The sequence below is a fragment of the Streptomyces asoensis genome, from assembly GCF_013085465.1.
Lineage (GTDB): Bacteria > Actinomycetota > Actinomycetes > Streptomycetales > Streptomycetaceae > Streptomyces > Streptomyces cacaoi_A.
The window spans coordinates 8,338,497-8,364,900 of the sequence record NZ_CP049838.1; the positions used below are offsets into that span (position 1 = coordinate 8,338,497).

Here is a 26,404-nt window from a genome sequence, read left to right on the forward strand (position 1 = left end):
ATGAGTTCGGCCGACGACTTCCGGGCCGGTCTGCGCGCCTTCCTGACCGACCACCACCCCGGCCGGCGCCCGAAGGACCCCGTCGCTCGGCTGGCCTGGCAGAAGGCCTGGCTGGCCACGCTGTTCGACGCCGGGTACGCGGGCCCGGGCTGGCCGCGCGAGTACGGCGGGATGGACCTGGACTTCGCCCGTCAGGTGATCTACCAGGAGGAGTACGCCGGAGCCCGGGTCCCGGGCCCCCTCGGCACCGGCCTGGGCATCGCGGCGCCGACCCTGATCGCCTACGGCACACCCGAGCAGAAGGAACGCTTCCTGCGCCCCATGCTGCGCGGCGACTCCGTATGGGCGCAGGGCTACTCCGAGCCCGAGGCGGGCTCGGACCTGTCGGCGCTGCGCACGACGGCCCGTCGCGAGGGGGACGAGTACGTCGTCAACGGGCAGAAGGTGTGGAACAGTTCGGCCGACATCGCCGACGTCCTCTTCACGCTCGTGCGCACCGGGCCCCCCGACTCCCGCCAGGACGGCATCAGTTACCTGCTGATCGACGCCCACGCCCCGGGAGTGGGAGTGCGCCCGCTGCGGGACCTGACCGGGGACGCGCACTTCTGCGAGATCTTCCTCGACGACGTACGCGTACCCGTCGCCGACCGGGTCGGCCCCGAGAACGGCGGCTGGCCGCTGGTCCGCACGAGCCTCGGTCATGAGCGCGCGGCCGGAGCGATGAACCAGGCGGCCCTGTACCGGCGCGTGCTCGACGAACTGGTCGAGCTGGCGCACGAACGGGGTGCGACCGCCGACCCCCTGGTGCGCGACCGGCTCGCGGACTTCGAGATCCGGGTGACGATCATGCGGCTGACCGGGATGCGGACCATCGCCGACATCATGGCGAAGGGCGAGCCGGGACCGGCCTCCTCGACGGCACGGCTGTTCATCGTGACCTTCGAGCAGGAACTGCACGAGTTCGCCCTGGAGTTGCTGGGCCCGTACGGGATCCTCGGCCGCCACGATCCGCACGCCGTCCAGCGCGGACGCTGGGTGTGGGGCTTCCTGCGGACCCGGGCCTCGACGATCGGGGCGGGCACCGCCGAGATCCAGCGCAACACCATCGCCGAACAGGTCCTCGGCCTGCCCCGGGACCCGGTGACACCGACCACCGGGAGGGCACGATGAGAGCCGCGCGCTGTACGCACCACGGGCCCCCGGACGGTCTGGAGGTCGTGGAGCTGGACGACCTGGAACCCGGCCCGGGCGAGGTACTGGTCCGGGTGCACGCCGCCGCCGTCAACTTCCCGGACGTGCTGCTCGTGGCCGACCGCTACCAGGTGTCCGCGCCGACGCCGTTCACGCCGGGCAGCGAGTTCGCCGGTGTCGTGGCGGCGCTGGGGCCCGGGGTGTCCGGTCCTCCGGTGGGCGCACCGGTGGCCGGAGCGGTGCTGACGGGGGCGTTCGCCGAGCAGGTCGTGGTGCCCGTCGAGGGTCTGCGCCCCGTCCCCGACGGGCTCGACATGGTCCATGCCGCCGCCTTCCACGTGACCTACGCGACCGCCTACCACTGCCTGGTCACGGTCGGGCGGGGCACGGCGGGGGAGTGGGCGGCGGTGCTCGGGGCGGCGGGCGGGGTCGGCACCGCGGCCGTCGACATCGCGACCCGGCTCGGGATCCGCGTCGTCGCGGCGGCATCGAGCCGGGAGCGGCTCGCGGTCGCCCGCACGCTCGGGGCCGAGGCCGGTGTGGACTACGTCCGGGAGGACCTGAAGACGCGGATCCGTGAGCTGACCGGCGGCGACGGCGTCCACCTCGTGGTCGACCCGGTGGGCGGCGACCACGCCGAGGCCGCCCTGCGCGCGCTGCGGCGGGGCGGCCGGTTCGTGACCGTGGGCTACGCCGACGGAAGGATCCCCCGGATCCCTCTGAACCTGGTGCTGCTCAAGGACGCGGTGGTGCGGGGTTTCGAGATCCGCATGCTGCGGCGGTACGCCCCGGACGCGGTGGCCGCCGGGGACCGGGAGCTCGCCCGGCTGGTCCGGGACGGGATGCGCCCGCTCGTCTCCCGCGTCCACCCCCTCGCCGAGGTGGCCTCCGCCCTGACCGACGTGGCGGAACGGCGCACCACCGGCAAGGTGGTCATCGACCTGACCGGGAGCGCTTGAACTTCCGTCAGAATGTGGGCAGTTGGGGACGCCGCTTGACGTACCCGCCGGCGTCGACGCGCAGCTGCATCCCGGTGACGTAGCGGGACTCGTCGGAGACCAGGAAGAGCACGGTGTCGGCGATGTCCTCCGGCTCGACGTAGGGGATGCCGAACCCGGTCGTCGCGGGGAAGGAGGGCAGTGCGTCCTCGCGGCCGGGGTTCTCCAGGTCGGGCCGGAACGACCGGTACATGAGGTCGCTGTTGAGCATGTCGGTGTTGACGTTCGTGGGATGCAGCGCGTTGACCCGGATCCGCCGCGAGGCCAGCACGGTCGCCAGGTCGTGCACGAACGCGGCCACCTGGCGCTTGGCGAACGAATAGCCCAGCCCGCCGGGCCCGTTGGCCGGGTTGTCGGTGGTCGCCGGGATCAGCGCGGCGATCGACCCGGTCGCGACGATCGAGGCGCCGTCCGGAAGATGGGGCAGGGCCGCGTCGACGGCGTGCACCACCCCGTGGAAGTCGACGGTGACGGCGTCGAGGAAGGCCTGCGCGGTCCGCCCGGGGCCCAGCGGGCAGATCCCGGCCTGGGCGACCACGGCGTCGAGCCGCCCCAGCTCGGCCACCCCGTCGGCCACGGCCGCCTTGAGCGCCGCCGGATCACGTACGTCCGCCTTGCGGGCGACGATGCGCCGGCCGAGCTTCTCGACCTCCCGCACCGTCTCCTCCAGGTCCTCCTCGGTGGCCAGCGGATAGCCGTTGGTGGCGATGTCCGCGCAGAGGTCCACGGCGATGATGTCGGCTCCCTCCGCGGCGAGCCGGACCGCCTGGGCCCGGCCCTGGCCGCGTGCGGCCCCGGTGATGAACACGGCCTTGTCCTGCACTCGACCCATGGGGTCTCCTTCCCTCGAAAAAAGAGTAGCCTGAATATCGGCACAGGGGGTCGGGGCGGAGCCTGATGATCTCGACTCTCCATGTGTTGTTGCTGACTGCTTCCGCTGAGCGGGACTGTTTCAGTGCACACAATCTGCCCGGTGCTAGAGAGTCCCCGAGACCGAGGGAGCACAAGGATGCCGCTGCGGCCATGGATGAAGTTGCTGTCGACCGACGACCATCTGATCGAGCCCCCACACCTGTGGTCCGACCGGCTGCCGGCGCGGCTGCGGGAGGCGGGGCCGCGCATCGTGGAGCGGCCCCGGGGAGCGGGCCAGGCGCCCGCCGAGGTGTGGGTCTACGAGGACCGGGTCCACCCGTACATCGGCCTGAACGCCGTCGCGGGAAAGAAACCGGAGGAGTTCGGCCTCGAACCGACCCGCTACGACGAGATGATCCCGGGCTGCTACGACCCCGCGGCCAGGATCCGCGACATGGATCTGGACGGGGTGTGGGGCGCCCTGTGCTTCCCGTCGTTCCCGGGGTTCTCCGGCCATGTCTTCCTGGACGGCAAGGACCGTGAACTGGCGCTGCTGTGTGTGCGGGCGTGGAACGACTTCGTCCTCGACGAGTGGTGCGCCACCGCGCCGGGGCGGCTCATCCCCCTGGTCATCATGCCGATGTGGGACGTGCAGGCCTGTGTCGCGGAGATCCACCGGACAGCGGCCAAGGGGGCGAAGGCGATCTCCTTCCCGGAGAACCCGGCCCCGCGCGGCCTGCCCTCCTTCCACACCGACCACTGGGACCCGATGTTCTCGGCGGCCGAGGAGACCGACATGCCCCTGTGCCTGCACTTCGGCACCTCGGGCAAGCCGCCGAGGACGGCCGAGGAGGCGCCGTTCGCCGTGACGATCGCACTGTTCGGCTGCAACGCCATGTTCGCCACCGCCGACCTGCTGTTCTCCCCGGTGCTGCACAAGCACCCCAAGCTGAAGATCGGCCTGTCCGAGGGCGGCATCGGCTGGATCCCGTATCTGCTCGAGCGCAGTGACGGCACCTGGGAGCGGCACCGCTTCTACCAGAACGTCAACCAGAGCGTGCGGCCCTCGGAGCTGTTCCACAAGCACTTCCACGGCTGTTTCATCGACGACCGGTTCGGCGTCGAGGTACGCCACCACGTAGGCATCGACAAGATCACCTGGGAGTGCGACTACCCGCACTCCGACTCCTACTGGCCCAAGTCCCGCGCCTACGCGGCGGAGGTACTGGCCGACGTCCCGGACGACGAGGTGCACAAGATCGTGGAGCTCAACACCCGCCGCCTCTACAACCTCCCCGCATGAGCCGGCGCCCGGAGTCCGAGCGGTCCGACTGGACCGACCTGGACCTGCTCACCCGCGAGGAGGCGCACGGCCGGCTCCTGGCGGAGATCGCCGAGACGGACGTACGCCTGGCCGGACTCGGTGCGTCCGACGAGGCCGAGCGCGAACTCCTCCGGTCCCGGCTGCGCGCCCTGCGCGCGGCCGCCGATGACCTGACCGACCACGCGAAGAAGGACTGAGGCCGCCATGGGGCGTGTGCAGGGCAAGGTCGCACTCATCACGGGAGCGGCGCGGGGGCAGGGCCGCTCCCACGCCGTGCGGCTGGCCGAGGAGGGCGCGGACGTCGTCGTCACCGACGTCTGCCACGACATCAGCGACGAACTGCCGTACCGGCTCGCGTCGAAGGACCAGCTGGAGGAGACGGCGCAGCTGGTCAGGGCGACGGGCCGACGGTGCGTCGCGCTGCGGGCCGACGTCCGCTCGATCGCCGAGGTGCGGGCGGCCGTCGACGCGGCGAGGGCGGAGTTCGGGCGGCTCGACGTGGTCGTCGCCAACGCCGGTGTCATGAGTTCGGGCTCCGCCTGGGAGCTGTCCGAGGAGGTCTGGGACGTCGTCGTCGACGTCAACCTCAAGGGCGCCTGGAACACGGCGCGGGCCGCGATCCCCTGGATGATCGAGGCGGGGGAGGGCGGCTCGATCGTCATGATCAGCTCTGCCGCCGGCATCCGCGGCCATGTGCCGTACGCCCACTACGTGGCCGCCAAGCACGGTGTGGTCGGCCTGATGAAGGCCCTGTCGAACGAACTCGCCCCGCATCGCATCCGGGTGAACACCGTCCACCCCACCGGCGTCAGTGACACGGGCATCACCGTCGGGGTGCCCGTGGAGGAACTCGCCGCGCGCGAACCGCTGTTCGCCCTCGCGGCGATGAACCCCCTCGCCCCGTACGTGGAGCCGCGGGACGTGTCCAACGCCGTTCTGTTCCTCGCCTCCGACGAGGCGCGGTACGTCACGGGCCTCCAGTTCACCGTCGACGCGGGGTCGACCAACAAGCCGTAGAACGGGGTGGGTTGCATGAAGATCACCGTCGACACGTCGTCGTGCTCCGGGCACGCCCGCTGCTGGGCGGCGGCACCCGGACTGTTCCGCCTGGACGACGACGGCTACGCGCTGCCCCTCGACGCGGAGGTGCCCGACGACCTCCTCCAGGCCGCCCGGGACGGGGAGTCGGCCTGCCCGGAACGGGCGATCACCGTCGAGTGACACGACAGAGCCCCACGGCCGTGACGGGCCGTGGGGCTCAGCCGTGTCCGCCCGCTCAGCCGGCCGGCTGCGGCGGCGGGGTGAAGCGATGGCCCCAGAACGCGCCGTCCGTGATCTCGTACACGGGGACGGGCTCCGGCACCTTCAGGCCGTTCCAGCCGAACTCGACGGCGTAGTTCTCCGGCGACCACACGTAGAACGACACCATGTGGTCGTTGGTGTGCTTGCCCAGCGAGTGCATCATCGGCACCTCGTACTCGGCGGCCCGGTCGAGGGCGCGCCCGACGTCGTCCAGGGTCGCGCCCTCCACCATGAAGTGCAGCAGCCGCCCGGGACCCGGCATCGGCGTGACACCGAGCGTGTGGTGGCGGGCGTTGCAGCCCATGAACCACGTGGTGCCGGCCGGTGAGCGCATCGTGTTCCGCTCGACGAAGCCGAGGACACCGACATAGAACTCGAACGTGGTCCGGGCGTCCTCGGCGGAGACGATCGCGTGCCCGAAGCCCATGTCGCCGGTGACGAACTTCGAGACCAGCGGGGTGTGCACGGGCACATGGTCGAGGACCGTGCCGTAGTACAGCTCGACCGGGTTGCCGCCCGGGTCGTCGAACCTGACGAAGCCGGTGACCCTGCGCTCCGCCGCCTCGGCCTCGGTGCCGGCCGTCACCTTGATCCCCGCCTTCTCGACGTCCGCGGCCAGCCGCGCCAGCTCCCGCTCGTCGAGGACCTCGAAGCCCAGCGCCGTCATCGCGCTCCGGGCCCCCGCGGAGACCACGATCCGGGCCGGGTGGTCGTCCATCCTGAAGGACAGCGACTCGGCGTCGCCGCCCTCGACGGGCATCAGGCCGAGGAAGTCGGCCCCGAAGGCCTTCCACTTGCCGAGGTCGTCGGACTCCAGACGCAGGTACCCGAGTGAGCGAACACCCATCAGGCCCTCCCCTCACATTTGGTCAGGTCCGGGGTGGCCCGTCGGGCTCCCGGTATCGGTATGTCCGCGACGCTAGACAGCCCGGGACGCCCGTGGCCGGGAGCGTCCCACTGATCGGGAGACGCACGGCGTTCGGCTTCCCCCGGGTGCGACGGTGACCGCCATGACACTCAGCCACGAGGACACCCTGCGCGAACTGCACACCGACGACGGCACCCTGCGCTATCACGAGGCGGGCGACGGACCGCCGCTGCTTCTGCTGCACGGGTCGGGGCCGGGCGTCACCGGCTGGCGCAACTACCGGGCCAACCTGCCCGTGCTCGCCCGCCACTTCCGCTGCCTCGCGCTGGAGTTCCCGGGCTTCGGGGTGAGCGACCCGACCACCGAGAACCCGATGGCGGCCGGCCCCAAGGCCGTCCTGCGCTTCCTCGACGGCCTCGGTCTCGACCGCGTCGACGTCATCGGGAACTCCATGGGCGGCTTCGTCGCCGTGGGGCTCGCGGTCGCCCACAAGGACCTGTTCCGCAGGATCGTCACCATCGGCGGGGTGGGCCGCAACATCCTGTCGCCGGCGCCCAGCGAAGGGCTCAACCTGCTGGTGGAGTTCGCCGAGAACCCCACCCGGGACAACCTCGTCCAGTGGCTGCGGGCCATGGTCCACGACCCGGCCCTGCTCACCGAGGAGCTGATCGAGGAACGGTGGGCGAGCGCCACCGAACCGGCGACCCTGGAGGCGTCCCGCCGGATCTACGGCAGGCAGGCGATGGCCGCCGTCCTGGCCGCCCAGGCCCAGTCGGACCAGCCCATCTGGGCCGCACTCCACAAGGTCACCGCGCCCACCCTGCTGACCTGGGGCCGGGACGACCGGGTGACACCGCTGGAGAACGCGCTGCTGCCGCTGCGCACCATCCCCAGGGCCGAACTGCACGTGCTGCCGGACTGCGGGCACTGGGCGATGATCGAGCAGAAGGCGGCCTGGGAGAGCGCGGTACTGGCCTTCCTGACCCGCCCGGAGGCCGGTTGAGAACGCCCGTGCGGTCACCCGCCGCCCCCACCTCCGCCCGCCAGGCCGCCCGCCGGGTCAGGATCCTGCGTGCCGCTTCGGACCTCGGCGCGCGCGACGGGCTCGTCGACGTGCAGATGCACGACGTCGCCAGGGAAGCGGGCGTCGCGATCGCCACGCTGTACCGCTACTTCCCGTCCAAACCCTTTCTGTTCCTGGCCGTCCTGGAATGGCACATCGAGCAGTTCCTCGGGGGCCGCGACGGCGGCGCGCCCGTCACGGCGGACGCCGATCCGGTGGCCGAGGTCGCGGAGACCCTCGTCGCGCTGACCGGCAGGCTGCTCGGCAACCGGCTCCTGGCCTCGGCGGTCGCGCTGTCGTCGTTCACGGAGTACGCGAGCGCGGTCCCGAGCCGGATCGACATCGTCGAGAGGGCGCTGGGGCAGCGGCTCCTGCGCCTGATCGAGGACCGCGCGGACGCCCGCAGCAGGGTGCGCCTGCTCGTCTACACCTGGTGGGGCCTGTTCGTGGCCATGCTGACCGAGGAGATCTCCACCGAGCGGGGGGAAGCGGACCTGCGACTGGCCGCCCGGCTGATCGCGGCCGTGTAGCGCACAGCACGGTGCCCGGGACACCCGCCGTGTCCCGGGCACCCGCGTCATGTCAGTCCGTCGCCCCGGCCATGTCCAGTACCGCGAGGTATCCGAACGCGAGGCTGGAACCGATCGGAGTGCCCGCACCCGGGTACACCCGCCCCGACATCGCGGCCGCGGTGTTCCCGGTCGCGTACAGGCCGTCGATCGGCCGGCCGTCGGGCCGCAGCACCCGCGCGTGGGTGTCGATCCTCAGCCCGCCCTTCGTGCCGATGTCGGACGGCACGATGGTCGCCGCGTAGAACGGCGGTGCGTCGATGGGCAGGAGCAGCGGGTTCGGCCACTCCGGCGAGGGCTTCGCGGGGAAGTGCTGCCGGGGGTCGGCCGGGAAGGGGACGATGTGGTGGAACATCCGGTCCCACGGCGTCTCACCGCGCCGGAACCTCTCGTCGACACCGGTCCGCGCGTACCCGTTGAACTCCTCGACCGTCTGCTTCAGCCCCTCGAACGGGACGTCGATCAGACGCGCCAGCTCCTCCAGGGTGTCGGCCTTCTTCAACGCCCCCGAGGCCAGCCACTGTTCGGGCCCCGGGGTGACAGGCGGGAAGCCGATGCCGTCCCGGTCCAGCTGCCGCTGGTCGAACACCCAGTGGGCCGGGATGTGACGCACGCCGGTGGTGGCGTGCAGCCGGACGATCTCGTGCCCGGCCTGGTCGTACGGCCGGGTCTCGTTGACGAAGCGCTCGCCCGCGCCGTTGACCCAGATCCCGCCCCGGGTGCCCGTGTGGAAGAACGGCAGACCGTCCGGCTGAACGAGCCCCGGCACCAACCAGGCCTCGTCCAGCAGGTCGGTGTCCGCACCCACCGCGACGCCCGCCCGCAGGGCGTCACCGGTGTTGGCCGGGGCGCCCTCGGACCACTCCCCGGTGAGCGGGGACTGATGCTTCTCGCGGAGCTCACGGTCGCGCTCGAAGCCGCCGGCCGCGAGCAGCACGCCCCGCCCGGCCCGGATCCGGACCCGCTCACCGTCGCTGACGACCTCCACACCGGTGACCCTGCCGTCCTCGACGACCAGGCTCTCCAGCGCCGTGTTCAGCCGCAGTTCGCCGTTGCCGGTCTCCAGGAACGCCGACAGCGCCCGGCCGACCAGCGCCCGGCCGCCGACCAGGACCGGGCCCTCGTCGAAGCCGAACCGCTCGGTGGGAAGACAGTCGCGGACCAGCGCCCTGCGCTCGCCGAGCTCGGTGACCTCGAGCGGCGGCGGGAACACGGTGTGCCCCGTGGGCGACGCCCCCGGGCTCGCCGCGTAGTAGTCCGGCACCGGCCCGTGGACGAAGGACCGGAACCAGGGGTTCTGCTCGAGCTCGTCGATCAGCCGGACCCCGGCCGTCAGATACGCGTCCTGGAGCGGCTCCCGGGCCGGGTCGTCGACGACACTGCGCAGATACGCCCGTGCCTCCTCGACGTCGTCCCCCAGCCCGGCCCGGCTCAGCGGGGCGGACCCCGGGAACCACAGACCCGCGCCGGAGTACGCCACGGTGCCGCCGACCCGGTCGGTCTTCTCGACGACGAGCGTGCGCAGGCCGCGCGACGCCGCCACGTACGCCCCGACCAGACCTCCGCCCGACCCCACGACGATCACGTCGTAGGCATCCTCGTTGATGCTCATCCGAACCTCCTCATGAGTGCCGACGTTCTTGGTGGGGGGCGGGGTCCCGGCGCGTGCCGCGGTTCACGGGGCCGGGACAGGGCGCACTCCCGGGTGGCCACGGCGAAGGTAACGAGGCGGCGTGGGCCCGCCGTCGCGGCATCTCGCTGACCGAGACCCGCCCGGTGCCCGGTCCGCGAGTCCCGGTGAGCGGAACGCCCCGGGCCTGCGTCCGGCGCGGCGGCCCAGGCTGGAGGCCGGCACGACTTGAGGAGGGCAATGACAGACGTCCGGGAACCGACGGCCGTCGCGCACCGTGAGACCGCGGTGGCCGAGGCGGCCGCACGACTCACCCGCGCAGCCCATGACCGCCGGCCCTGTGCGCCGGTGCGGGAGCTGCTCGGCGCGACCGACATCGGCCTCGCATACGCCGTCCAGCGACGCGTCGTCGGCGGCCGGATCGCCGCCGGGGCACGGGTCGTCGGCCGCAAGATCGGGCTGACGTCCGCGTCGGTGCAGCGCCAAGTAGGGGTCGACCGGCCCGACTTCGGCGTCCTCCTGGACGACATGGACGTCTCCGCCCTGCCGGCCGTCCCCGGCCACCGCCTGCTCCAGCCCCGGGTCGAGGCGGAGATCGCGTTCGTGCTCGCCGCCGACCTGGACGACGACGACCTCGATGTCGAGCGGGTCCGGTCGGCGGTCGGACACGCCGTGGCCGCGCTGGAGATCGTGGACAGCCGGGTGGCCGACTGGGACATCGCGATCACCGACACGATCGCCGACAACGCGTCCAGCGGCCTCTTCGTGCTCGGCCGGCAGCGGGTCGCTCCCGGGGAGTTCACCCCCCGGGACGTGACCATGCGGCTGTACGCCGACGGCGAGCTCGCCTCCGAGGGCGACGGCGCGGCCTGCCTGGGCGATCCCCTCGCCGCGCTGCTGTGGCTGGCGCGCACGGCCCGGGAGTTCGGCGATCCGCTGCGCGCCGGACAGGTCGTGCTCTCGGGCGCCCTGGGTCCGCTCGTCCCCACCCCGCCCGGCGTCACCGTACGGGCCGAGCTGTCGGGCCTGGGCTCGGTGACGGCGACCTTCGCGTCGGAGGATCCCGAGGCACCCCAGGCACCCCAGGCACCCCAGGCCCCCGAGGAACTCGAGGAACACGGATGACCAAGACCAAGGTGGCCGTTGTCGGTTCCGGCAACATCGGCACCGACCTGATGATCAAGGTGCTGCGCCTGTCCGACACCCTGGAGATGGCCGCGATGGTCGGCATCGACCCGGACTCGGACGGCCTGGCGCGCGCCGCGCGGCTGAAGGTCCCCGTCACGCACGAGGGCGTGGACGGCCTGATCCGCATGGACGGCTTCGAGGACATCGAGATCGTCTTCGACGCCACGTCGGCGAAGGCCCATGTCGAGAACGCCGGGAAGCTCGCCCCGTACGGCAAGCGGCTCGTCGACCTCACCCCCGCCGCGATCGGTCCCTTCGTGGTGCCCCCGGTGAACCTCGACGAACACCTGGAGAGCGCCGCGAGATCCGGCATCGCCGTCGACAACGTCAACATGGTCACCTGCGGCGGCCAGGCGACCATCCCGATCGTGCACGCGGTCAGCCGGGTCACACCGGTGCCCTACGCCGAGATCGTCGCCTCGATCGCCTCCAGGTCGGCCGGGCCCGGCACCCGGGCCAACATCGACGAGTTCACCGCGACCACGGCCGGCGCCATCGAGCAGGTGGGCGGTGCCCGCCGGGGCAAGGCGATCATCGTCCTGAACCCGGCGGAACCGCCGCTGATCATGCGGGACACGGTGTACTGCCTGATCGGCGAGGCGGACCACGACGCGATCCGGACCTCCGTCGAGGAGATGGTGGCCGAGGTCGCCGCATATGTGCCGGGCTACCGGCTCAAGCAGCAGGTCCAGTTCACGCCGGTGCCCGCCGGCGACCCGGTGCACACCCTGCTGCCCGACGGCGACCGCTCCGCGGCGACCACGAAGGTCTCCGTGTTCCTCGAGGTGGAGGGTGCCGCCCACTACCTGCCCGGCTACGCGGGCAACCTCGACATCATGACCTCGGCCGCTCTGCGCGTCGCCGAGCGCATCGCCCGGCGACCGACCACCGAGGTGACCGAGTGACCCCCACCCGCAGGCTCTACGTGCAGGACGTCACCCTCCGGGACGGGATGCACGCCATCCGGCACAGGATCACGCCCGAGTTCGTCTCCCGGATCTCCGCCGCCCTCGACCGGGCGGGGGTGGACGCGATCGAGGTCGCCCACGGCGACGGACTGGCCGGCGGCAGCCTCAACTACGGGCCGGGCAGCAACACCGACTGGGAGTGGATCGAGGCGGCCGCGGACGCCATCGACCGCGCGGTCCTCACCTCCCTGCTCCTGCCCGGCATCGGCACCGTCGCCGAACTGAAGCGGGCCTACGCCCTCGGGGTCCGCTCGGTGCGCATCGCCACCCACTGCACGGAGGCGGACGTGGCGGCCCAGCACATCGGCACCGCACGGGAACTCGGCATGGACGTCTCGGGCTTCCTGATGATGAGCCACATGACGTCCCCGGAGACCCTCGCGGGGCAGGCCCGGCTGATGGAGTCCTACGGCGCGCACTGCGTGTACGTCACCGACTCCGGCGGCCGGCTGACCATGGACGGGGTGCGCGACCGCATCCGCGCCTACCGGGACGTGCTCGATCCGGACACCCAGATCGGTATCCACGCGCACGAGAACCTCTCCCTGTCGGTGGCGAACTCCGTGGTGGCGGTGGAGGAGGGGGTGACCCGGGTCGACGCCTCGCTCGCGGGCCAGGGCGCGGGCGCCGGGAACTGCCCTATCGAGCCGTTCGTCGCCGTCGCGAACCTCTACGGCTGGAAGCACGACTGCGACCTGTACGCCCTCCAGGACGCCGCCGAGGACCTGGTCCGTCCGCTCCAGGACAGGCCGGTGCGCGTCGACCGGGAGACCCTCACGCTGGGCTATGCCGGTGCCTACTCCAGCTTCCTGCGCCACGCCGAGGCCGCGGCGCGGCAGTACGGCCTCGACGCCCGCACCATCCTGGCGGAGGTCGGCAGGCGCGGTCTCGTCGGCGGGCAGGAGGACATGATCGTGGACATCGCCCTCGACCTCACCCACGGCTGACGTCGGCAGGACGTACCGCTCCCCGGAATGGATCTCCCGGGGAGCGGTACGTTTTTGCGTCCACAGATGAATGGACCGATCGTCCCAATAAATCGGTGCACGACTCTTTCTCTGTGACCCGGGGCATTGATACCTTGACGCCGGCGCCGAACTAGAATTGATTTCAGTTTGATCAGAGAGGCACCGACGATGACGTCTGCCCTTCGCCTGAGCTCGCGATCCTCCGAGGTCGACGGGCCCGCGTCGCCTCCGTCGATGATGGAGCGCGTGACGCTGATCATGGACCTGTTCGATCGTCCGCAGACCCATCTGACGCTCGAATCGGTCTCCCGCAGGACCCATCTGCCCCGCTCGACCACGCATCGGATACTCGACCAGCTGGTCCGGCTGGACTGGCTGCGCCACACGGTGGCCGGATACACGCTGGGCAGCCGTGCGCTGGGCCTCGGCGGCCGGGAGATCGGGCACAGCGCACTGCGCGCCGCCGCCGCACCCCATCTTCTGGACCTGGCCGTGCGGACCAGGATGGTCGTCCATCTCGCGGTGCTCGACGGACCGGAGATCTACTACCTGGACAAGGTGGGGGGCCGGGCCGCGGTGGACATTCCGTCCAAGGTGGGTGGCCGCGCGATCGCCCACTGCACCGGGCTCGGCAAGGCCATGCTCGCCTGGCTGAGCCCGGAGGAGATCGACACGCGGTACGCGCAGCTGATCGAGCGCCGTACCCAGCACAGCATCGGTCATCTCGGCCAACTCCACCGCGAGCTGGGCCTGGTGCGCCGGCGGGGCGGACTGGCGATCGACCGGGGAGAGTGTTTCCCGGAGCTCGGCTGTGTCGGCCTCGCGCTGCGCGGTCCGGCCGGACCGGTCGGGGCGATATCGGTGGTCGGCGACGGCCGCTCGTCGCTGGAGCTCGTCGCCCCGCTGGTGGTCGGCGCGGTGCGGGCCGTCTCCGAGGAACTCTTCGGCCTGCCGGAGTCGTACCGCCGGGACGTGTCGGACGTCCTCGGATAGCACGCGGCCGCCCCGGCGAGGCCCGGGGCGGCTCTCCTCGGTCCCGGCCGCGTCAGCCGGCCGCCCGCACGGCGGTCACCACGCCGTCCAGCCGCCGTCCACCGTGACGGTCGTACCCGTGACGAAGCGGGAGGCGTCCGAGGCGAGGAACACCGCCGCGCCGCCCAGTTCCCCGGCCTCGCCCACCCGGCCGAGCGGAGTGCCCCGTACGATCCGCTCGCCCCAGCGGCTGTCCAGCAGGCCCGAGCTGAGGTCCGTACGGAAGTAGCCGGGCGCGAGGGCGTTGACGCGCACTCCGCGGTCCGCCCACTCGACGGCGAGCGCCCTGGTGAGGGCCTCGACTCCGCCCTTGCTCGCGGCGTACGCGGCGATCCGCTCGAAGCCCGTGCTCGCGTGCACCGACGTCACGTTGACGATCGAACCGGAGCCCTGCTCCAGCATGACCTTGCCGGCCTCGCGGCAACAGGTGAAGGTGCCCTGGAGGTTGATGTCGAGCACCCGCCGCCAGTCCTCGTCGGTGACGAACTCGCTGCGGGTGAAGTGCGGGCTGATACCCGCGCAGTTGACGAGGGCGTCCAGCCGCCCGGTCGCTCCGGTGATCCGCCCGACCGCCGTGCGGACCGCGTCCGGGTCGGCGACGGAGCCGGGCAGCACCAGCACCTTGCCGCCGTGCCCGGCGAGTTCGGCCTCCAGGCTCTCCAGGTCGGCGACCGTGCGCGCGGTCACCGCCACGTCGGCCCCGGCCTGGGACAGGGCGATGGCGATCGCCCGGCCGAGTCCCTTGCCCGCGCCGGTCACCCAGGCGGTCCTGCCGTCGAGGCGCAGATCGGTGTTGACGTCGGCCATCGTTCAGCCCTCCACGGGGATGTCGCGCAGGGTCCGCTTGAGAACCTTGCCGGAAGGGGTGCGGGGCAGTTCGCCGACGAGGTCGAATCGGGCCGGCACCTTGAACTTGGCCAGGCGCTCCCGGCAGAACTCCCGCAGCTCGTCCGCTCCGGCGCTCGCCCCGGGCCGGAACACCACGAAGGCCCGGGGGACCTCGCCCCAGCGGGGGTGGGTCAGGCCGACCACGGCGGCCTCCAGCACGGCCGGGTGCTCGTAGAGGACCCGTTCGACCTCGGGTGTGGCGATGTTCTCCCCGCCGGAGACGATCATGTCCTTCTTGCGGTCGTCGATGAAGAGGAAGCCGTCCTCGTCGACGTGCCCGATGTCCCCGGTGTGGAACCAGCCGTCCCTGAGCGCCGCGGCGGTGGCCTTCTCGTCGCGCCAGTAGCCCGCGAAGACCTTCGGACCGCGCAGTGTGATCTCGCCCAGTTCGCCGGCCGGGACCTCCTGGTCCGTGTCGTCGACGATCCTGACCCGGGTGTGCGGCACGGGCCGGCCGACCGAGCCCAGCTTGGACAGCGCGTGCTCCCGGTCGAGGAAGGTGTCGCCGGAGACCGTCTCGGTCAGTCCGTAGGCGTCGGCGAACCAGGCGTTGGGGAAGGCGTTCGTGATCCGCCGCAGGACCGGCTCCGGGGTCTTCTCGCCGCCGCCCACGATGAAGCGCATCGAGGTGGTGTCGTACGACTCCCGGTCCGGGACCTCCAGGACCGCGTTGACCATGACCGGCGCCAGCCAGGCGTTGGTGACCCGGTGTTCCTGGATGGCCCGCAGGACGCCCGCGGCGTCGAACTTGCGCTGGAGGACCACGCCGCCGCCCGCGTACAGCACCGGGAGGGCGGGCATGTCGAGGCCGCCGACGTGGTACAGCGGGCCCGCCACCAGCGTGGTGTCCGCGGCGGTCAGGCCGAACTGCACGATCTGCGCCACGTTCTTGGCGTGCAGGTTCCCATACGTGATCCGCACGCCCTTGGGCCGCGAGGTGGTGCCGGAGGTGTACATCAGACGCTGGAGGTCGTCCGGCTCGACGTCCACCGGCTCCACCCGCGCGCCCCGGTGCCTCTCCAGCAGCGCCTCGTAACCGGTCCACCGGTCCGAGGGCGCCTCGCCGTCCACCAGGATCCGTCGCTCCAGGCCGGTCAGCCGTTCGGCGATGCGGTCCGCGGCCCGCAGGAACTCCGGCTCGGTGACGACCGCCTTCGCCCGGGAGTGGTCGAGGATGTACGCCCATTCGTCCTCGGACAACCGGTAGTTCAGCGGCAGGAAGACGGCCCCGACGCGATTGACGGCGTACACCAGCTCCAGGAACTCCGGCCTGTTGTAGAGCAGCAGGCCCACGACGTCGCCGCGCCCGACGCCCAGTTCCGTCAGACCGGCGGACAGCCGGTTGACCCGTTCATGGAGGGTGCGCACCGTCAGGCGGCGGTCCTCCTGCGTCACGGCCACGGCGTCGGGCCGCTGGGCCAGATGGTGATCGAGGATGCTCGAGAAATTGTGCACGGCGACTCTCCGGCTCGGCGGCCGGGATTGTCCCGACCGGTCGGTTGCCCGCTCCCAAGATTTAGTGTACCTCTTGGTCTATAAAACTCTTGCCGCACTTTACGACGGAGCGCACCGGTCGACAACCATCCAGGCGGGCGTGATGTCGCTTCCCCACGGAGGAGGCCCCGTGCCACGTATCCGCCTCGACCCCGACGGACCCGTCGTCACGGTCCGGCTCGACCACCCGCCGATGAACGCCTTCGACACCGCCCAGCGCAGCGAGCTGGCCGCGCGGGTGCGCGAGCTGGCCGACAGCCGTGCGGTGCGGGCCGTGGTGCTGTACGGAGGTGAGCGGCTGTTCGCCGCCGGGGCGGACGTCGGGGCCCTGGCCACCATGGGCGCCGAGGAAGTGCGGGGCTGGAACCGGGCGTTGCAACGGACCTTCGACGAGGTCGCCCGGCTGCCGGTGCCGGTCGTCGCCGCGATCACCGGGTACGCGCTCGGCGGCGGCCTCGAACTGGCCCTCGCCGCCGACTACCGGGTGGCGGCCGACGACGCGGTCCTCGGCCAGCCCGAGGTGCAGCTGGGGATCATGCCGGGCTCGGGCGGCACCCAGCGGCTGACCCGGCTGATCGGACCGTCGCGGGCCAAGAACCTGCTGATGACCGGCCGCCGGGTGGGCGCCGACGAGGCGCTGCGGCTCGGGCTGGTGGACGAGGTCGTGCCCACGGGCGAGGTGCACGACACGGCTCTGCGCTACGCCCGGCGGCTCGCCGAGGGGCCCGCCGCCGCCCTGGAGGCGATCAAGGAGGCCGTGGACCACGGCGCCGACTCCGGCCTGTCCGCCGGGCTCGCGCTCGAACGGTCCCTGTTCACAGGGGTCTTCGGCACCGCCGACGCCGCCACCGGGATCCGGTCGTTCCTCGAACACGGCCCCGGCAAGGCGCGCTTCGAGGGCCCCGCGGACGACAGCTGACCGCGCGACGGGACCGTACGACACGAAAGGGGTGGAGACGATGAAGGCACTGCGCTGGCACGGCGCGCGCGACCTGCGGCTGGAGGAGGTACCCGACCCGCCCGAGCCGGGGCCGCACGAGGCCGTGGTCGAGGTCGCCTGGTGCGGGGTGTGCGGCACCGACCTGCACGAGTTCCTCGAGGGGCCGCACATGATCCGCTCCGGTCCGCACCCGCTGACCGGAGCCAGTCCGCCCCTCGCCCTCGGACACGAACTGAGCGGCACCGTGGTGGCGTTGGGCGCGGACGTGCCCGGCGTCGCGGTCGGCGACCGGGTCGCCGCCGACCCCGTGTGGCGGTGCGGTGTCTGCTTCTGGTGCGCGCGCGGCGAGTACCACATCTGTCCCCGCAGCGGCTCGGTGGGCCTGGCCTCGCCCGGTGCCTTCGCCGACCGCGTCACCGTGCCGATCGCGGGGCTCACCCGGCTCCCCGACAACGTGAGCGACGAGATGGCGGCCGCCGCCGAACCCCTCGCGGTCGGTCTGCACGCCGTCACCCGGGCCGGCGTCCAACCGGGCGACAACGTCCTGGTCGTCGGCGGCGGCCCGATCGGTGTCGCGGTCGTCCTGGCCGCCCGCATCGCCGGCGCGGCCGGACTCTATGTGAGCGAACCCCTCGCCGCGCGCCGCGAGTCGCTCCTCGGCCTCGGCGTCACCGAGGCGTTCGACCCGCGCGCCACCGACGTACGCCGCGAGGTGTTCCTGAGGACCGGCCGGATCGGCCCGGACGTCGTCATCGACGCGACCGGCGTCCCCGCGCTCGCGGGGCAGGCCGTCACCACCGTCCGGCGCGGCGGCCGGGTCGTGCTCGCCGGCGTCGGCCACGGCAGCGTCGAGTTCGACATGGGCCAACTCGTCTTCTACGAGCGTTCGGTGGCCGGCACGCTCGGCTACAACTTCGACATCCCCCGGGTGATCGACCTGATGAGCACCGGACGCCTGGACGCGTCCGCCCTGATCACCGGACGTTTCCCGCTCTCGGAAGGAGCCGGGGTCTTCGCGGACCTGGCCGCCGACCGGGCCCGCCACCTCAAGGTTCTGCTGACCCCGAAGGGACTGTGACATGGATTTCGACCTGCCGGAGGAGACCCGGGACCTGAAGGACATGGTCCGCGAGTTCGCGGCCAAGGAGATCTCCCCGAACGCGGCCGAGTGGTCGGAGAACGAGGAGTTCCCCACCCCTGTCTTCACCAAGCTCGGCGAACTCGGCCTGATGGGCATGCTCGTCCCCGAGGAGTACGGAGGCGCGGGTTCCGACATGGTCTCCTATGTCGCCGTCATGGAGGAACTCGGCGCCGCCGACCAGTCGGTGGCCTCCTCCTGGAACGCGCACTCCACCATCGCCACCCTTCCGCTGCTGGCCTACGGCACCGAGGAGCAGAAGCACCGCTGGCTGGCCCCGCTGGCCCGGGGCGAGGCCCTCGGCGCGTTCGGGCTGACCGAGCCCGGCGCCGGATCCGACGCGGCCGGCATCACCACCACCGCCCGCCGGGCGGACGGCGGTTGGGTGATCGACGGCACCAAGATGTTCATCACCAACGCCGGCACCGACATCAGCCAGGGCGTCACCCTGCTGGCCACCACCGGCCGTGACGAGAACGGGCGGAAACGCTTCGCCACCTTCTACGTGCCGACCGGCACCCCCGGTTACACGTGCGGGGCCAAGCTGAGAAAGCTCGGCTGGCACGCCATGGACACCCGTGAACTGGTCTTCGCGGACTGCTTCGTCCCCGACGGCCATCTCATCGGCGAGGAGGGGGGCGGGCTGCGCCAGTTCCTCTCCGTGCTGGACAAGGGCCGGATCAGCGTCGCCGCACTGGGGCTGTCGTTGGCCAAGGCGGCCCTCGCGCTCGCCGTCAAACACGCCACGGAACGGCACCAGTTCGGCCGTCCGCTGTCGGCGTTCCAGGCCGTCGCCCACAAGATCGCCGACATCGGCACGGAGTTCGAGGCCGCCCGGTGGATGGTCTACCGCGCCGCCTGGCTCGCCGACCAGGGGCGCCCGTACGGCACGGAGGCCGCGATGGCGAAGCTGTACGCCTCCGAGGTCGCCAACCGGGCCGCCTCCCAGGCGGTGCAGATCCACGGCGGTTACGGCTATGTGCGGGAGTCGGAGATCTCGCGGTTCTACGCCGACGCCAAGATCCTCGAGATCGGCGAGGGCACGAACGAGATCCAGCGCGATGTCATCGCCAGGGCGCTGGTGAAGCAGGTGTGAGCGGCGAAGGGGCCCGCGGCGGGTGCCGCGGGCCCCGTGATCAGCTCGCCACCGAGGCGGACCGCCACTCGGCTTCCGGGTCGAGGGGGAGGTCGGGGCGGTCGCGCTTGAACGCCTCCGCCGCCTCCTCCACGTCCGGCAGGGCGGCACCGGGCGCGCCGAACCCGCGCAGCAGGGTGTCGCAGTACGCGCGGGACAGATACGCGGCGTCCCAGTGGCCGTCCGGCTTCACCCACTGGTAGGTGTGGTTGTGCAGGTTGAGGAACTGGAGGGTGGCCACGTGCGGGTCGACCGCGCGGAAGCTGCCCCGCTCCATGGCCTTGGTGAGCAGTCCCCGGACCAGTCGCTCGAACTCGGCGCGCTGGCCGAGCAGGGTCTGGAGGTAGTCGCCGGTGAGGCTGCGGTAGTCGTGCTCGTAGACCCAGATGTGGTCGAGCCTGCGGAAGATGATCGTCAGCAGCGACTCCGAGAGCAGCCGCAGCCGCACCAGCGGATCCGCGTCGAGTGCCGCGATCTCCCGGGCCCGGGAGAGCAGCGGGGCCATCACCCGGGACTGGATCTCGATCAGCAGGTTCTCCTTGGAGTCGATGTAGTAGTACAGCGCTCCCTTGGCGAGCCCGACCGCCCGGCCCAGGTCGTTGACGGAGGTCGCCGCGTAGCCCTGGCGGGCGAACAGCTCGGCGGCCGTGTCGATGATCTTCTGGCGTCTGACCTCGAAACCCGGTCCGTGGCCCGGTGGTCTGGGCATTGCTCCACTCCCCGCCTGATGTGCCGACGTGTCGGTACGACATGTCCCGGGTCCGCATCCGGACGGCCGTGGGCGCGTCCGGGGGGAAGCGGGCCCGGGGACATCGTTTCTGTTGTGCTCGAAGAAGTTTGCTAGACCAGACGGTACATTAAAAGTAGGACTCAGACGGTGCGGCTTTGTGCCGCCCGGGCGAGCATTGCGAGGACGCGCATGACGACGACCGAGTCACCCCAGCAGACCGGAGGAGGGTCCGCGCACGCGGATCAGCTCCTGGAGATGTATCGCCGGATGCGCCGTATCCGGCGTTTCGAGGAGCGGGCGTCCGAGCTGTACAAGGCGACGGAGATCCCCGGCTTCCTGCACCTGTCGATCGGTCAGGAGGCCAGTGCCGTGGGCGCCTGCTGGCCGCTCGGCCCCCGCGACGGGATCACCTCCACCCACCGCGGTCACGGCCATGTCCTGGCCAAGGGGCTGGACTCGGCGTCCATGATGGCCGAGCTGATGGGCAAGGAGGCGGGCACGTGCCACGGCCGCGGCGGCTCGATGCACATCGCGGACCCCGGTCTCGGCATCTACGGCGCCAACGGGATCGTCGGCGCCGGACTCCCGATCGCCACGGGCGTGGCGACCGCGGCCAAACTGCGCGCCGCGGGCGACGTGGTGGTGGCGTTCTTCGGGGACGGCGCGGTCGCGCAGGGCATGTTCCACGAGGCGGTCAACCTGGCCGCCGTATGGGACCTGCCGGTCGTCTTCCTCTGCGAGAACAACCACTACTCCGAGTTCTCACCCGCCGCCGAGCAGCACCGGGCCCCGCTCTCCGCCCGGGCCGCGGGGTACGGCATCGGGTACGCGCACGTCGACGGCAACGACGTCCTCGCGGTGGCCGGGATGATGACCGACGTGGTGGAGCGGCTGCGGGGCGGCGGCGGTCCGGTCCTGGTGGAGGCCGAGACCTACCGCTGGCACGGCCACTACGAGGGCGACCCCGAGCGCTACCGCAGCGCGCAGGAGGTCGCCGCCGCCAAGGAACGCGACCCGCTGCTGGTGGCGCGCCGGCACCTGGCGTCGGCGGGAGTGCCGGCCGCGGCGGCCGACGCGGTCGACGAGGAGATCGACAAGGAGATCGAGGCGGCGGTCGAGTGGGCCAGGGGCCTGCCCGAACCGGCCCCCGAGACCCTGTACGACTACGTCTCGGCCCCGCGGCCCGCCCTGCCCGAGCCCGCCCCTGCCGCCGGTGAGATCTTCCGCTCGATGGACGCCGTACGGCTCGCCCTGGAACACGAACTCGCGGCCGATCCCGCCGTGTTCGTCGCCGGTATCGACGTCGGCGCGGGCGGGAACGTCTTCGGGCTGACCCGGGGCCTGGCCGAGGCGTTCCCGGGCCGGGTCCGTGACACGCCCATCAGCGAGAGCGCCATCCTCGGCACGGCGGTGGGGGCGGCCATGGCCGGCATGAAACCGGTCGTCGAGATCATGTACATGGACTTCATCGGCGTCTGCCTCGACATGCTGCTCAACCAGGCCGCCAAGCTGCGCTTCATGACCGGCGGCCGGGCCGCCATGCCCCTCGTGGTGCGCACCCAGTTCGGCGCCGGGCGCTCTTCCGGCAGCCAGCACTCGCAGAGCCTGGAAGCGCTGCTGGCCCACATCCCGGGGCTGACGGTGGTGATGCCGTCCAACCCGGCCGACACCTACGGCCTGCTGCGCGCCGCAATCCAGGACCCCAACCCGGTCGTCTTCGTCGAGAACCGGCTCCAGTACGGCTTCAAGGGCCCGAAGCCGCCGGTCGACCACATGGTCCCGCTGGGCAGGGCGAAGGTGGTCCGCGAAGGCACCGACATCACGCTCGTCTCCTGGTCGCGGATGGTCCAGGACGCCCTGGCCGCCGCGGAGTCGCTGGCCGCCGAGGGCGTGAGCGTGGAGGTGATCGACCTGCGCACGATCGCCCCGCTGGACCGGGAGACGGTGCTCGCCTCCCTCGCCAAGACCAACCGGCTGGTCATCGCGCACGAGGCGGTGCGGGACTTCGGCGTGGGCGCCGAACTCGCGGCACTGGCCGTCGACGAGGGGTTCTGGCACCTGGACGCGCCCGTCACCCGGGTGGCACCGCCCCCGATGCCCGCGCCCTACGCGCCCTCGCTGGAACGGCAGTGGCTGCCCTCGTCGGACACCATCGCCGACACGCTGCGGCGTATCGCGGCGGTGTGAGCGAGGAAGCGACGACAAGGGGGAGGCCCCGGGACGTTCGTCCCGGGGCCTCCCCCTTGTGCGGACCGCCGTCGGCCCGGCTGTGCCGGCAGGGCCAGGGCGTGGGCCGACGGCGGATCCGGTCCCGCCCGTGTGTCAGACGGTCGCGACCGGGGTGAGCGGGCTGCCCTGGGTGCCGGGCAGGTTGAGCGGGGGAGCGGTGAGGAGGAAGCGGCTGCGGCCGTGCTCGCGCAGCCAGGCCGCGAGGTCGTGCAGGTACCACAGTTCGCCCAGCGGGACGCCGAGCTTGAACAGGCACAGATGGTGGATGGGCAGCAGCGTGTGCGGGCCCTGGGCCTGGGTGACGCCCACGCCCTCGACCGCGTAGTTGTCGGCCACCAGGCCCGCGATCTGCGACTCGGCGATCCAGTCGAGCAGCGCCGGGTCGTCCGCGTCGAGGTAGGCGGCGGTCTGGTGGATGGCCACCGGGTCGGGGTTCTTCTCCCAGGCCAGCAACTGGGTGGCGAAGCCGGTGTGCAGCAGGAGGATGTCGCCGGCTTCCACCACGACGTCGTCCGCCGCCATGATCTCCCGGAGCTTGGCGAGGTTGACCGGCTGGTGGCCGGTGCCCAGGTGGTGGGCGAGGTCGATCAGGACGCCCCGGCCCTGTACGCCGTGCTGTGCCATGTGCTCCAGGCCCAGGTGGCGCGCGAAGCCGATGCTGCCGCTCCCGTCGCCCTTGGCGTCCTCACGCGGTCCGACGATGTCGGTGTCGGCCCGGAAGCCGTTGTAGTAGACCGGCTCGGCGATCCCGTCGCCGTCGGCGTCGAACTCGGCGCCCTGGTGGGCGAGGGCGTCCCACTGCGTCGAGTACTGGAGCCAGAGGGTCACCACGTCGTCGGACCACACGTCGATCAGGTCCGGCGAGAAGTGCTCGCTCGCCTTGATGTTGTAGAAGACGTCCTGCTGGTGCTGGAGGTCCTCGGTGGGGCGCAGGATCGGCGGGTAGCGGCGCTGGTTCAGCGCCGTTCCGCCCGGATAGTCCAGAGGCAGGCTCAGGCTGAAGGCGATCCCGTGCTCCACCTCGCGCACCCCCTGGAGGACCTTCTCCCGCGTCATCAGGTTGATGCGCCCCAGTTCGTCGTCCTCACCGAACTCGCCCCATGTCGAACCGGGCGGCCGCTGCTTCCAACGCTTCGTCACGATAAACGCCTCCTCAGGCGACAGGTCCCCGTTGACTGCCATCCGCATGCTATGAAGATTGTACCGTTCGGTCAACAAGTCTGATTGCTTTGAATCCAGGCTTCAGATTGCCTCTGCTTCAGTAATAGACTGACTGGTCGAAACATCTATCCCTTGGAGGGGCAATGAGCGAATCCACACAGGCGTGGGTCGCGGCGGGTGTGCGTGCCGTGATCGGGGCGCACACACAGGCCCAGGACGCCGGCCGTACCGACGACATCGTCGCGCTGTACACACCCGACGCGGTCCTGGAGCTGCCGGGGACGGATCCCCTCCAGGGGCACGACGCGCTGCGCGCGGCCTTCAAGGGATGGGAGCCCACCCAGCCGCAACTGCACCTGGTGACCAACACGGTCGTCACCGCCCTGGGACCCGACGAGGCGACGGCGACGAGCGACGTGGCCTTCCTCCAGCGCGGCGAGTCGGGCTGGGCGGTGCAGGTCGTCGGGCACTACGACGACACGCTGCGCCGCGTCGACGGCACCTGGCTGCTGCGGCGCAGGAGGACCACGTACCAGGTCTGACGCCGTCCCCGTCCGACCGTCCGACCGCCCCACCCCTTCGACCCTGGAGAGACATGAGTACGACTTCTGCCGACACCGAGGCGTCGGTCGCCGCCGGTGTGCACTCCGCCATCGCCGCCTACGCGCAGGCGCTGGACGCCGGCCGCACCGACGACCTCGCCGAGCTCTTCGTGCCGGACGGCGTCGCCGAGATAGCCGGCATGGCCACCTTCGAGGGCCAGGACGCGATCAGGGAGGGCTTCGCGGGCTTCGCGCCGGCCGAGCCGCAACTGCACCTGGTGGCCAACACGGTGCTCACCTCGTACACCGAGGACGAGGCCACGGCGGTCAGCGACCTGGCGTTCTTCCAGCGCGGCGAGTCGGGCTGGGCGGTGCAACTGGTCGGCCGCTACGACGACACACTTCGCCGGCACGACGGCGTGTGGAAGTTCAGCCGGCGGGTCACCACCTTCCGCCCCTAGCGGACCGCCGGGACCCGGACGCCCGTGCCGCCTGTGGACCAGGTGGCACGGGCGTTCCGCCTGCTCAGACCGCCGGGTCCGGGGCCTGGGCCTTGGTGAAGGCGAAGGCCGGGAAGTCGTTCTCCACCGACTCGCGGATCAGCTCCTGGAGCTTCCAGCGCCCGGTCGGGTTCAGCAGCTGCTTGACCGGCTTGCCGGGGATGTTGGCGCCGTAGAAGTAGCTGCTCTTGAGGAAGGACGACTGTCCCGAGCTGTCGTTGACGAGGTCCGTCCACTCCTGCTCGGCGTCGGCCGTGACCTCGACGACGTCGTGACCGTGCTCGCGCGCGTGGACGAGCAGGTCCATGACGTAGTCCACCTGGTCGCCGGAGTAGCGCGGGTTGTTGCCGAGGGCGCCGTGCGGTCCGCCGGGGAACCAGAAGTTGGGGAAGCCGGCGGTCGTGACCCCGAGGTAGGTCGACGGACCGTCCGCCCAGTACTCCTCCAGGGGGAGGCCTCCGCGGCCGCGCACGCCGAGGCGGTTGAGGGCGCCGGTGCCGAAGTCGTAGCCGGTCGCCCAGATGATGATGTCGAACTCCTGGTGGCCCTCGGAGGTCTCGATCCCGGTCTCGGTGATGCGGACGATCGGCGTCTCGTTGATGTCGACGAGCTCGACGGCCGGCTTGTTGTACGCCTCGTAGTAGCCGGTGCCGAACGGGGGCCGCCGGCCGCCGTAGCCGTGCCCCTTGGGGATCAGCTTCTCGGCCGTCTCCGGGTCCTTGACGATGGAGCGGATCTTGGCGGCGATGAACTCGCACCACTCCTCGTTGACCGTGGCGTTCGTGGTCATGTCGTAGTAGTGCTCGGAGAGCTTCGTGAAGCCGGGGCCGTTCCACCGCGTCTCGTAGAACTCCTGGCGCTGCTCCGGGGAGTCCTCCAGGCCCGAACGCATGGTGATCTGGTGCAGGAAGCCGCTCGGCGAGGCGTTGAGGGTGTCCCGGATGGACTCGTAGTCGCCCTTGAGCCCGGCCTGTTCCTCGGACGTGATCGGCCGGTTGTTGAGCGGGGTCAGCCAGTCGGCCACCTTCTGGTACACCGTCAGCCGCGCGACCTCGTCGGCGATCGCGGGCACGATCTGGACGCCGCTGGAGCCGGTGCCGATCTGGGCCACCCGTTTGCCGGCGAAGTCCACGGGGGTCGCGGGCCAGCGGCCGGTGTGGTGCTGCTCGCCGCGGAAGTCCTCGCGGCCCGGGATGCCGGGGACGAAGGGCACGGAGAGGATGCCGGTCGCCGCCACGACGTGCCGCGCCCGGTGTTCGGTGCCGTCCTCGGTGCGCACGGCCCAGGTGCCGGTCGCCTCGTCCCAGACCGCCTCGGTCACCTTCGCGCCGAACACCATGTGGCGGCGCAGGTCGAACCGGTCGACCACGTGGTTGAAGTAGCGCTCGATCTCCGGCTGGCCGGCGAAGTGCTCCGACCACTCCCACTCCTCCCACAGCTCCTTGGAGAACAGGTAGCCGTAGGTGTAGCTCTCGGAGTCGAAGCGCGCCTCGGGGTAGCGGTTCCAGAACCAGGTGCCGCCCACGCCGCTGCCCGCCTCGAGCAGCTTCGTCGAGAAGCCGGACTCCCGGGCCCGGTACAGCTGGCCGATGCCGGTGACGCCGGCGCCGATGACCAGTACGTCCACGATGCCCTGGTCCGCCGGGCCCGTCTTCGTGGTTTCGCTCATGTGCTCTCCCGCGTGAGCCTTGATT

At 71.5% G+C, this 26,404-nt stretch carries 26 protein-coding genes; 18 read left to right on the forward strand and 8 right to left on the reverse strand.

Going from position 1 to position 26,404, the window contains the following annotated elements; all coding sequences use genetic code 11:
* Together G9272_RS37200 and G9272_RS37205 are read left to right on the forward strand one after the other, a co-directional pair.
* A complete protein-coding gene (locus tag G9272_RS37200) occupies positions 1–1,170 on the forward strand; it encodes an acyl-CoA dehydrogenase family protein (protein WP_171400609.1) in 1,170 nt (389 codons plus the stop codon).
* A complete protein-coding gene (locus G9272_RS37205) occupies positions 1,167–2,150 on the forward strand; it encodes an NADPH:quinone oxidoreductase family protein (RefSeq protein ID WP_171400610.1) in 984 nt (327 codons plus the stop codon). Before G9272_RS37200 ends, G9272_RS37205 begins: the two co-directional genes overlap by 4 nt.
* Before the next feature lie 7 nt (positions 2,151–2,157).
* Here the strand turns inward: G9272_RS37205 and G9272_RS37210 are convergent, their stop codons facing one another.
* A complete protein-coding gene (locus G9272_RS37210) occupies positions 2,158–3,021 on the reverse strand; it encodes a mycofactocin-coupled SDR family oxidoreductase (protein WP_171400611.1) in 864 nt (287 codons plus the stop codon).
* 177 nt (positions 3,022–3,198) lie between these two features.
* Between G9272_RS37210 and G9272_RS37215 the strand changes: the two genes are divergently transcribed.
* From G9272_RS37215 to G9272_RS37230, 4 genes are read left to right on the forward strand one after another with little or no spacing between them, the layout of a single operon-like run.
* Positions 3,199–4,344, forward strand: a complete 1,146-nt coding sequence (locus G9272_RS37215; protein ID WP_171400612.1) for an amidohydrolase family protein — start codon at positions 3,199–3,201, stop codon at positions 4,342–4,344.
* Positions 4,341–4,562: a hypothetical protein gene (locus tag G9272_RS37220; RefSeq protein WP_171400613.1), complete on the forward strand. Its 222-nt coding sequence runs from the start codon at positions 4,341–4,343 to the stop codon at positions 4,560–4,562. Before G9272_RS37215 ends, G9272_RS37220 begins: the two co-directional genes overlap by 4 nt.
* 7 nt (positions 4,563–4,569) lie before the next feature.
* Positions 4,570–5,382 (forward strand): mycofactocin-coupled SDR family oxidoreductase, encoded by an 813-nt coding sequence (locus G9272_RS37225; RefSeq protein WP_171400614.1) that lies wholly within the window; start codon positions 4,570–4,572, stop codon positions 5,380–5,382.
* A gap of 15 nt (positions 5,383–5,397) precedes the next feature.
* The gene (locus tag G9272_RS37230) at positions 5,398–5,586 is read left to right on the forward strand and encodes a ferredoxin (RefSeq protein ID WP_171400615.1); all 189 of its coding nucleotides are present in this window, start codon (positions 5,398–5,400) and stop codon (positions 5,584–5,586) included.
* A gap of 55 nt (positions 5,587–5,641) precedes the next feature.
* Here the strand turns inward: G9272_RS37230 and G9272_RS37235 are convergent, their stop codons facing one another.
* Entirely contained in the window at positions 5,642–6,514 is an 873-nt protein-coding gene (locus G9272_RS37235; RefSeq protein WP_171400616.1) for a VOC family protein, read from the reverse strand.
* A 163-nt stretch (positions 6,515–6,677) separates the two neighbouring features.
* Between G9272_RS37235 and G9272_RS37240 the strand changes: the two genes are divergently transcribed.
* Complete coding sequence (locus tag G9272_RS37240; protein WP_171400617.1) at positions 6,678–7,538, forward strand: alpha/beta fold hydrolase; 861 nt, start codon at positions 6,678–6,680, stop codon at positions 7,536–7,538.
* An 8-nt stretch (positions 7,539–7,546) separates the two neighbouring features.
* Entirely contained in the window at positions 7,547–8,128 is a 582-nt protein-coding gene (locus G9272_RS37245; RefSeq protein WP_171400618.1) for a TetR/AcrR family transcriptional regulator, read from the forward strand.
* Between the two features lie 52 nt (positions 8,129–8,180).
* On the opposite strand, the gene G9272_RS37250 is transcribed toward G9272_RS37245, so the two are convergent.
* The gene (locus tag G9272_RS37250; protein ID WP_171400619.1) at positions 8,181–9,779 is read right to left on the reverse strand and encodes an FAD-binding protein; all 1,599 of its coding nucleotides are present in this window, start codon (positions 9,777–9,779) and stop codon (positions 8,181–8,183) included.
* A gap of 258 nt (positions 9,780–10,037) precedes the next feature.
* Between G9272_RS37250 and G9272_RS37255 the strand changes: the two genes are divergently transcribed.
* From G9272_RS37255 to G9272_RS37270, 4 genes are all read left to right on the forward strand, one after another.
* Entirely contained in the window at positions 10,038–10,922 is an 885-nt protein-coding gene (locus tag G9272_RS37255; RefSeq protein WP_171400620.1) for a 2-keto-4-pentenoate hydratase, read from the forward strand.
* Positions 10,919–11,890 carry an acetaldehyde dehydrogenase (acetylating) gene (locus tag G9272_RS37260; RefSeq protein ID WP_171400621.1) on the forward strand — a complete coding sequence of 324 codons (972 nt, stop codon included), beginning with the start codon at positions 10,919–10,921 and terminating at the stop codon, positions 11,888–11,890. The genes G9272_RS37255 and G9272_RS37260 overlap by 4 nt, the downstream gene beginning before the upstream one ends.
* Positions 11,887–12,900, forward strand: a complete 1,014-nt coding sequence (dmpG, locus tag G9272_RS37265) for a 4-hydroxy-2-oxovalerate aldolase (protein ID WP_171400622.1) — start codon at positions 11,887–11,889, stop codon at positions 12,898–12,900. Before G9272_RS37260 ends, dmpG begins: the two co-directional genes overlap by 4 nt.
* Before the next feature lie 255 nt (positions 12,901–13,155).
* Entirely contained in the window at positions 13,156–13,914 is a 759-nt protein-coding gene (locus G9272_RS37270; RefSeq protein WP_171400623.1) for an IclR family transcriptional regulator, read from the forward strand.
* Positions 13,915–13,989: 75 nt separating this feature from the next.
* Here G9272_RS37270 and G9272_RS37275 read toward each other — a convergent pair whose 3' ends face one another.
* Positions 13,990–14,760 (reverse strand): SDR family NAD(P)-dependent oxidoreductase, encoded by a 771-nt coding sequence (locus tag G9272_RS37275; RefSeq protein WP_171400624.1) that lies wholly within the window; start codon positions 14,758–14,760, stop codon positions 13,990–13,992.
* Between the two features lie 3 nt (positions 14,761–14,763).
* Positions 14,764–16,296, reverse strand: a complete 1,533-nt coding sequence (locus G9272_RS37280) for an acyl-CoA synthetase (protein ID WP_171400625.1) — start codon at positions 16,294–16,296, stop codon at positions 14,764–14,766.
* 142 nt (positions 16,297–16,438) lie between these two features.
* On the opposite strand from G9272_RS37280, the gene G9272_RS37285 reads away from it, so the two are divergent.
* Genes G9272_RS37285 through G9272_RS37295 form a run of 3 tightly spaced genes read left to right on the forward strand, consistent with a single transcriptional unit; the run spans position 16,439 to position 19,509 of the window.
* Positions 16,439–17,254, forward strand: a complete 816-nt coding sequence (locus tag G9272_RS37285; protein ID WP_171400626.1) for an enoyl-CoA hydratase/isomerase family protein — start codon at positions 16,439–16,441, stop codon at positions 17,252–17,254.
* 40 nt (positions 17,255–17,294) lie between these two features.
* Positions 17,295–18,353 carry a 2,3-butanediol dehydrogenase gene (locus G9272_RS37290; protein ID WP_171400627.1) on the forward strand — a complete coding sequence of 353 codons (1,059 nt, stop codon included), beginning with the start codon at positions 17,295–17,297 and terminating at the stop codon, positions 18,351–18,353.
* A 1-nt stretch (position 18,354) separates the two neighbouring features.
* On the forward strand, positions 18,355–19,509 hold the full coding sequence (locus tag G9272_RS37295) for an acyl-CoA dehydrogenase family protein (protein WP_171400628.1): 1,155 nt from the start codon (positions 18,355–18,357) through the stop codon (positions 19,507–19,509).
* Positions 19,510–19,549: 40 nt separating this feature from the next.
* On the opposite strand, the gene G9272_RS37300 is transcribed toward G9272_RS37295, so the two are convergent.
* Positions 19,550–20,257, reverse strand: a complete 708-nt coding sequence (locus G9272_RS37300) for a TetR/AcrR family transcriptional regulator (RefSeq protein WP_171400629.1) — start codon at positions 20,255–20,257, stop codon at positions 19,550–19,552.
* Between the two features lie 210 nt (positions 20,258–20,467).
* On the opposite strand from G9272_RS37300, the gene G9272_RS37305 reads away from it, so the two are divergent.
* The gene (locus G9272_RS37305) at positions 20,468–22,465 is read left to right on the forward strand and encodes an alpha-ketoacid dehydrogenase subunit alpha/beta (protein ID WP_171400630.1); all 1,998 of its coding nucleotides are present in this window, start codon (positions 20,468–20,470) and stop codon (positions 22,463–22,465) included.
* Positions 22,466–22,600: 135 nt separating this feature from the next.
* Here G9272_RS37305 and G9272_RS37310 read toward each other — a convergent pair whose 3' ends face one another.
* Complete coding sequence (locus G9272_RS37310) at positions 22,601–23,647, reverse strand: cyclase family protein (RefSeq protein ID WP_171400631.1); 1,047 nt, start codon at positions 23,645–23,647, stop codon at positions 22,601–22,603.
* A gap of 164 nt (positions 23,648–23,811) precedes the next feature.
* On the opposite strand from G9272_RS37310, the gene G9272_RS37315 reads away from it, so the two are divergent.
* On the forward strand, positions 23,812–24,210 hold the full coding sequence (locus tag G9272_RS37315) for a YybH family protein (RefSeq protein WP_171400632.1): 399 nt from the start codon (positions 23,812–23,814) through the stop codon (positions 24,208–24,210).
* 53 nt (positions 24,211–24,263) lie between these two features.
* Complete coding sequence (locus G9272_RS37320; protein WP_171400633.1) at positions 24,264–24,671, forward strand: nuclear transport factor 2 family protein; 408 nt, start codon at positions 24,264–24,266, stop codon at positions 24,669–24,671.
* 64 nt (positions 24,672–24,735) lie between these two features.
* Here G9272_RS37320 and G9272_RS37325 read toward each other — a convergent pair whose 3' ends face one another.
* Positions 24,736–26,379 (reverse strand): flavin-containing monooxygenase, encoded by a 1,644-nt coding sequence (locus G9272_RS37325; RefSeq protein WP_171400634.1) that lies wholly within the window; start codon positions 26,377–26,379, stop codon positions 24,736–24,738.
* Positions 26,380–26,404: the final 25 nt, after the last annotated feature.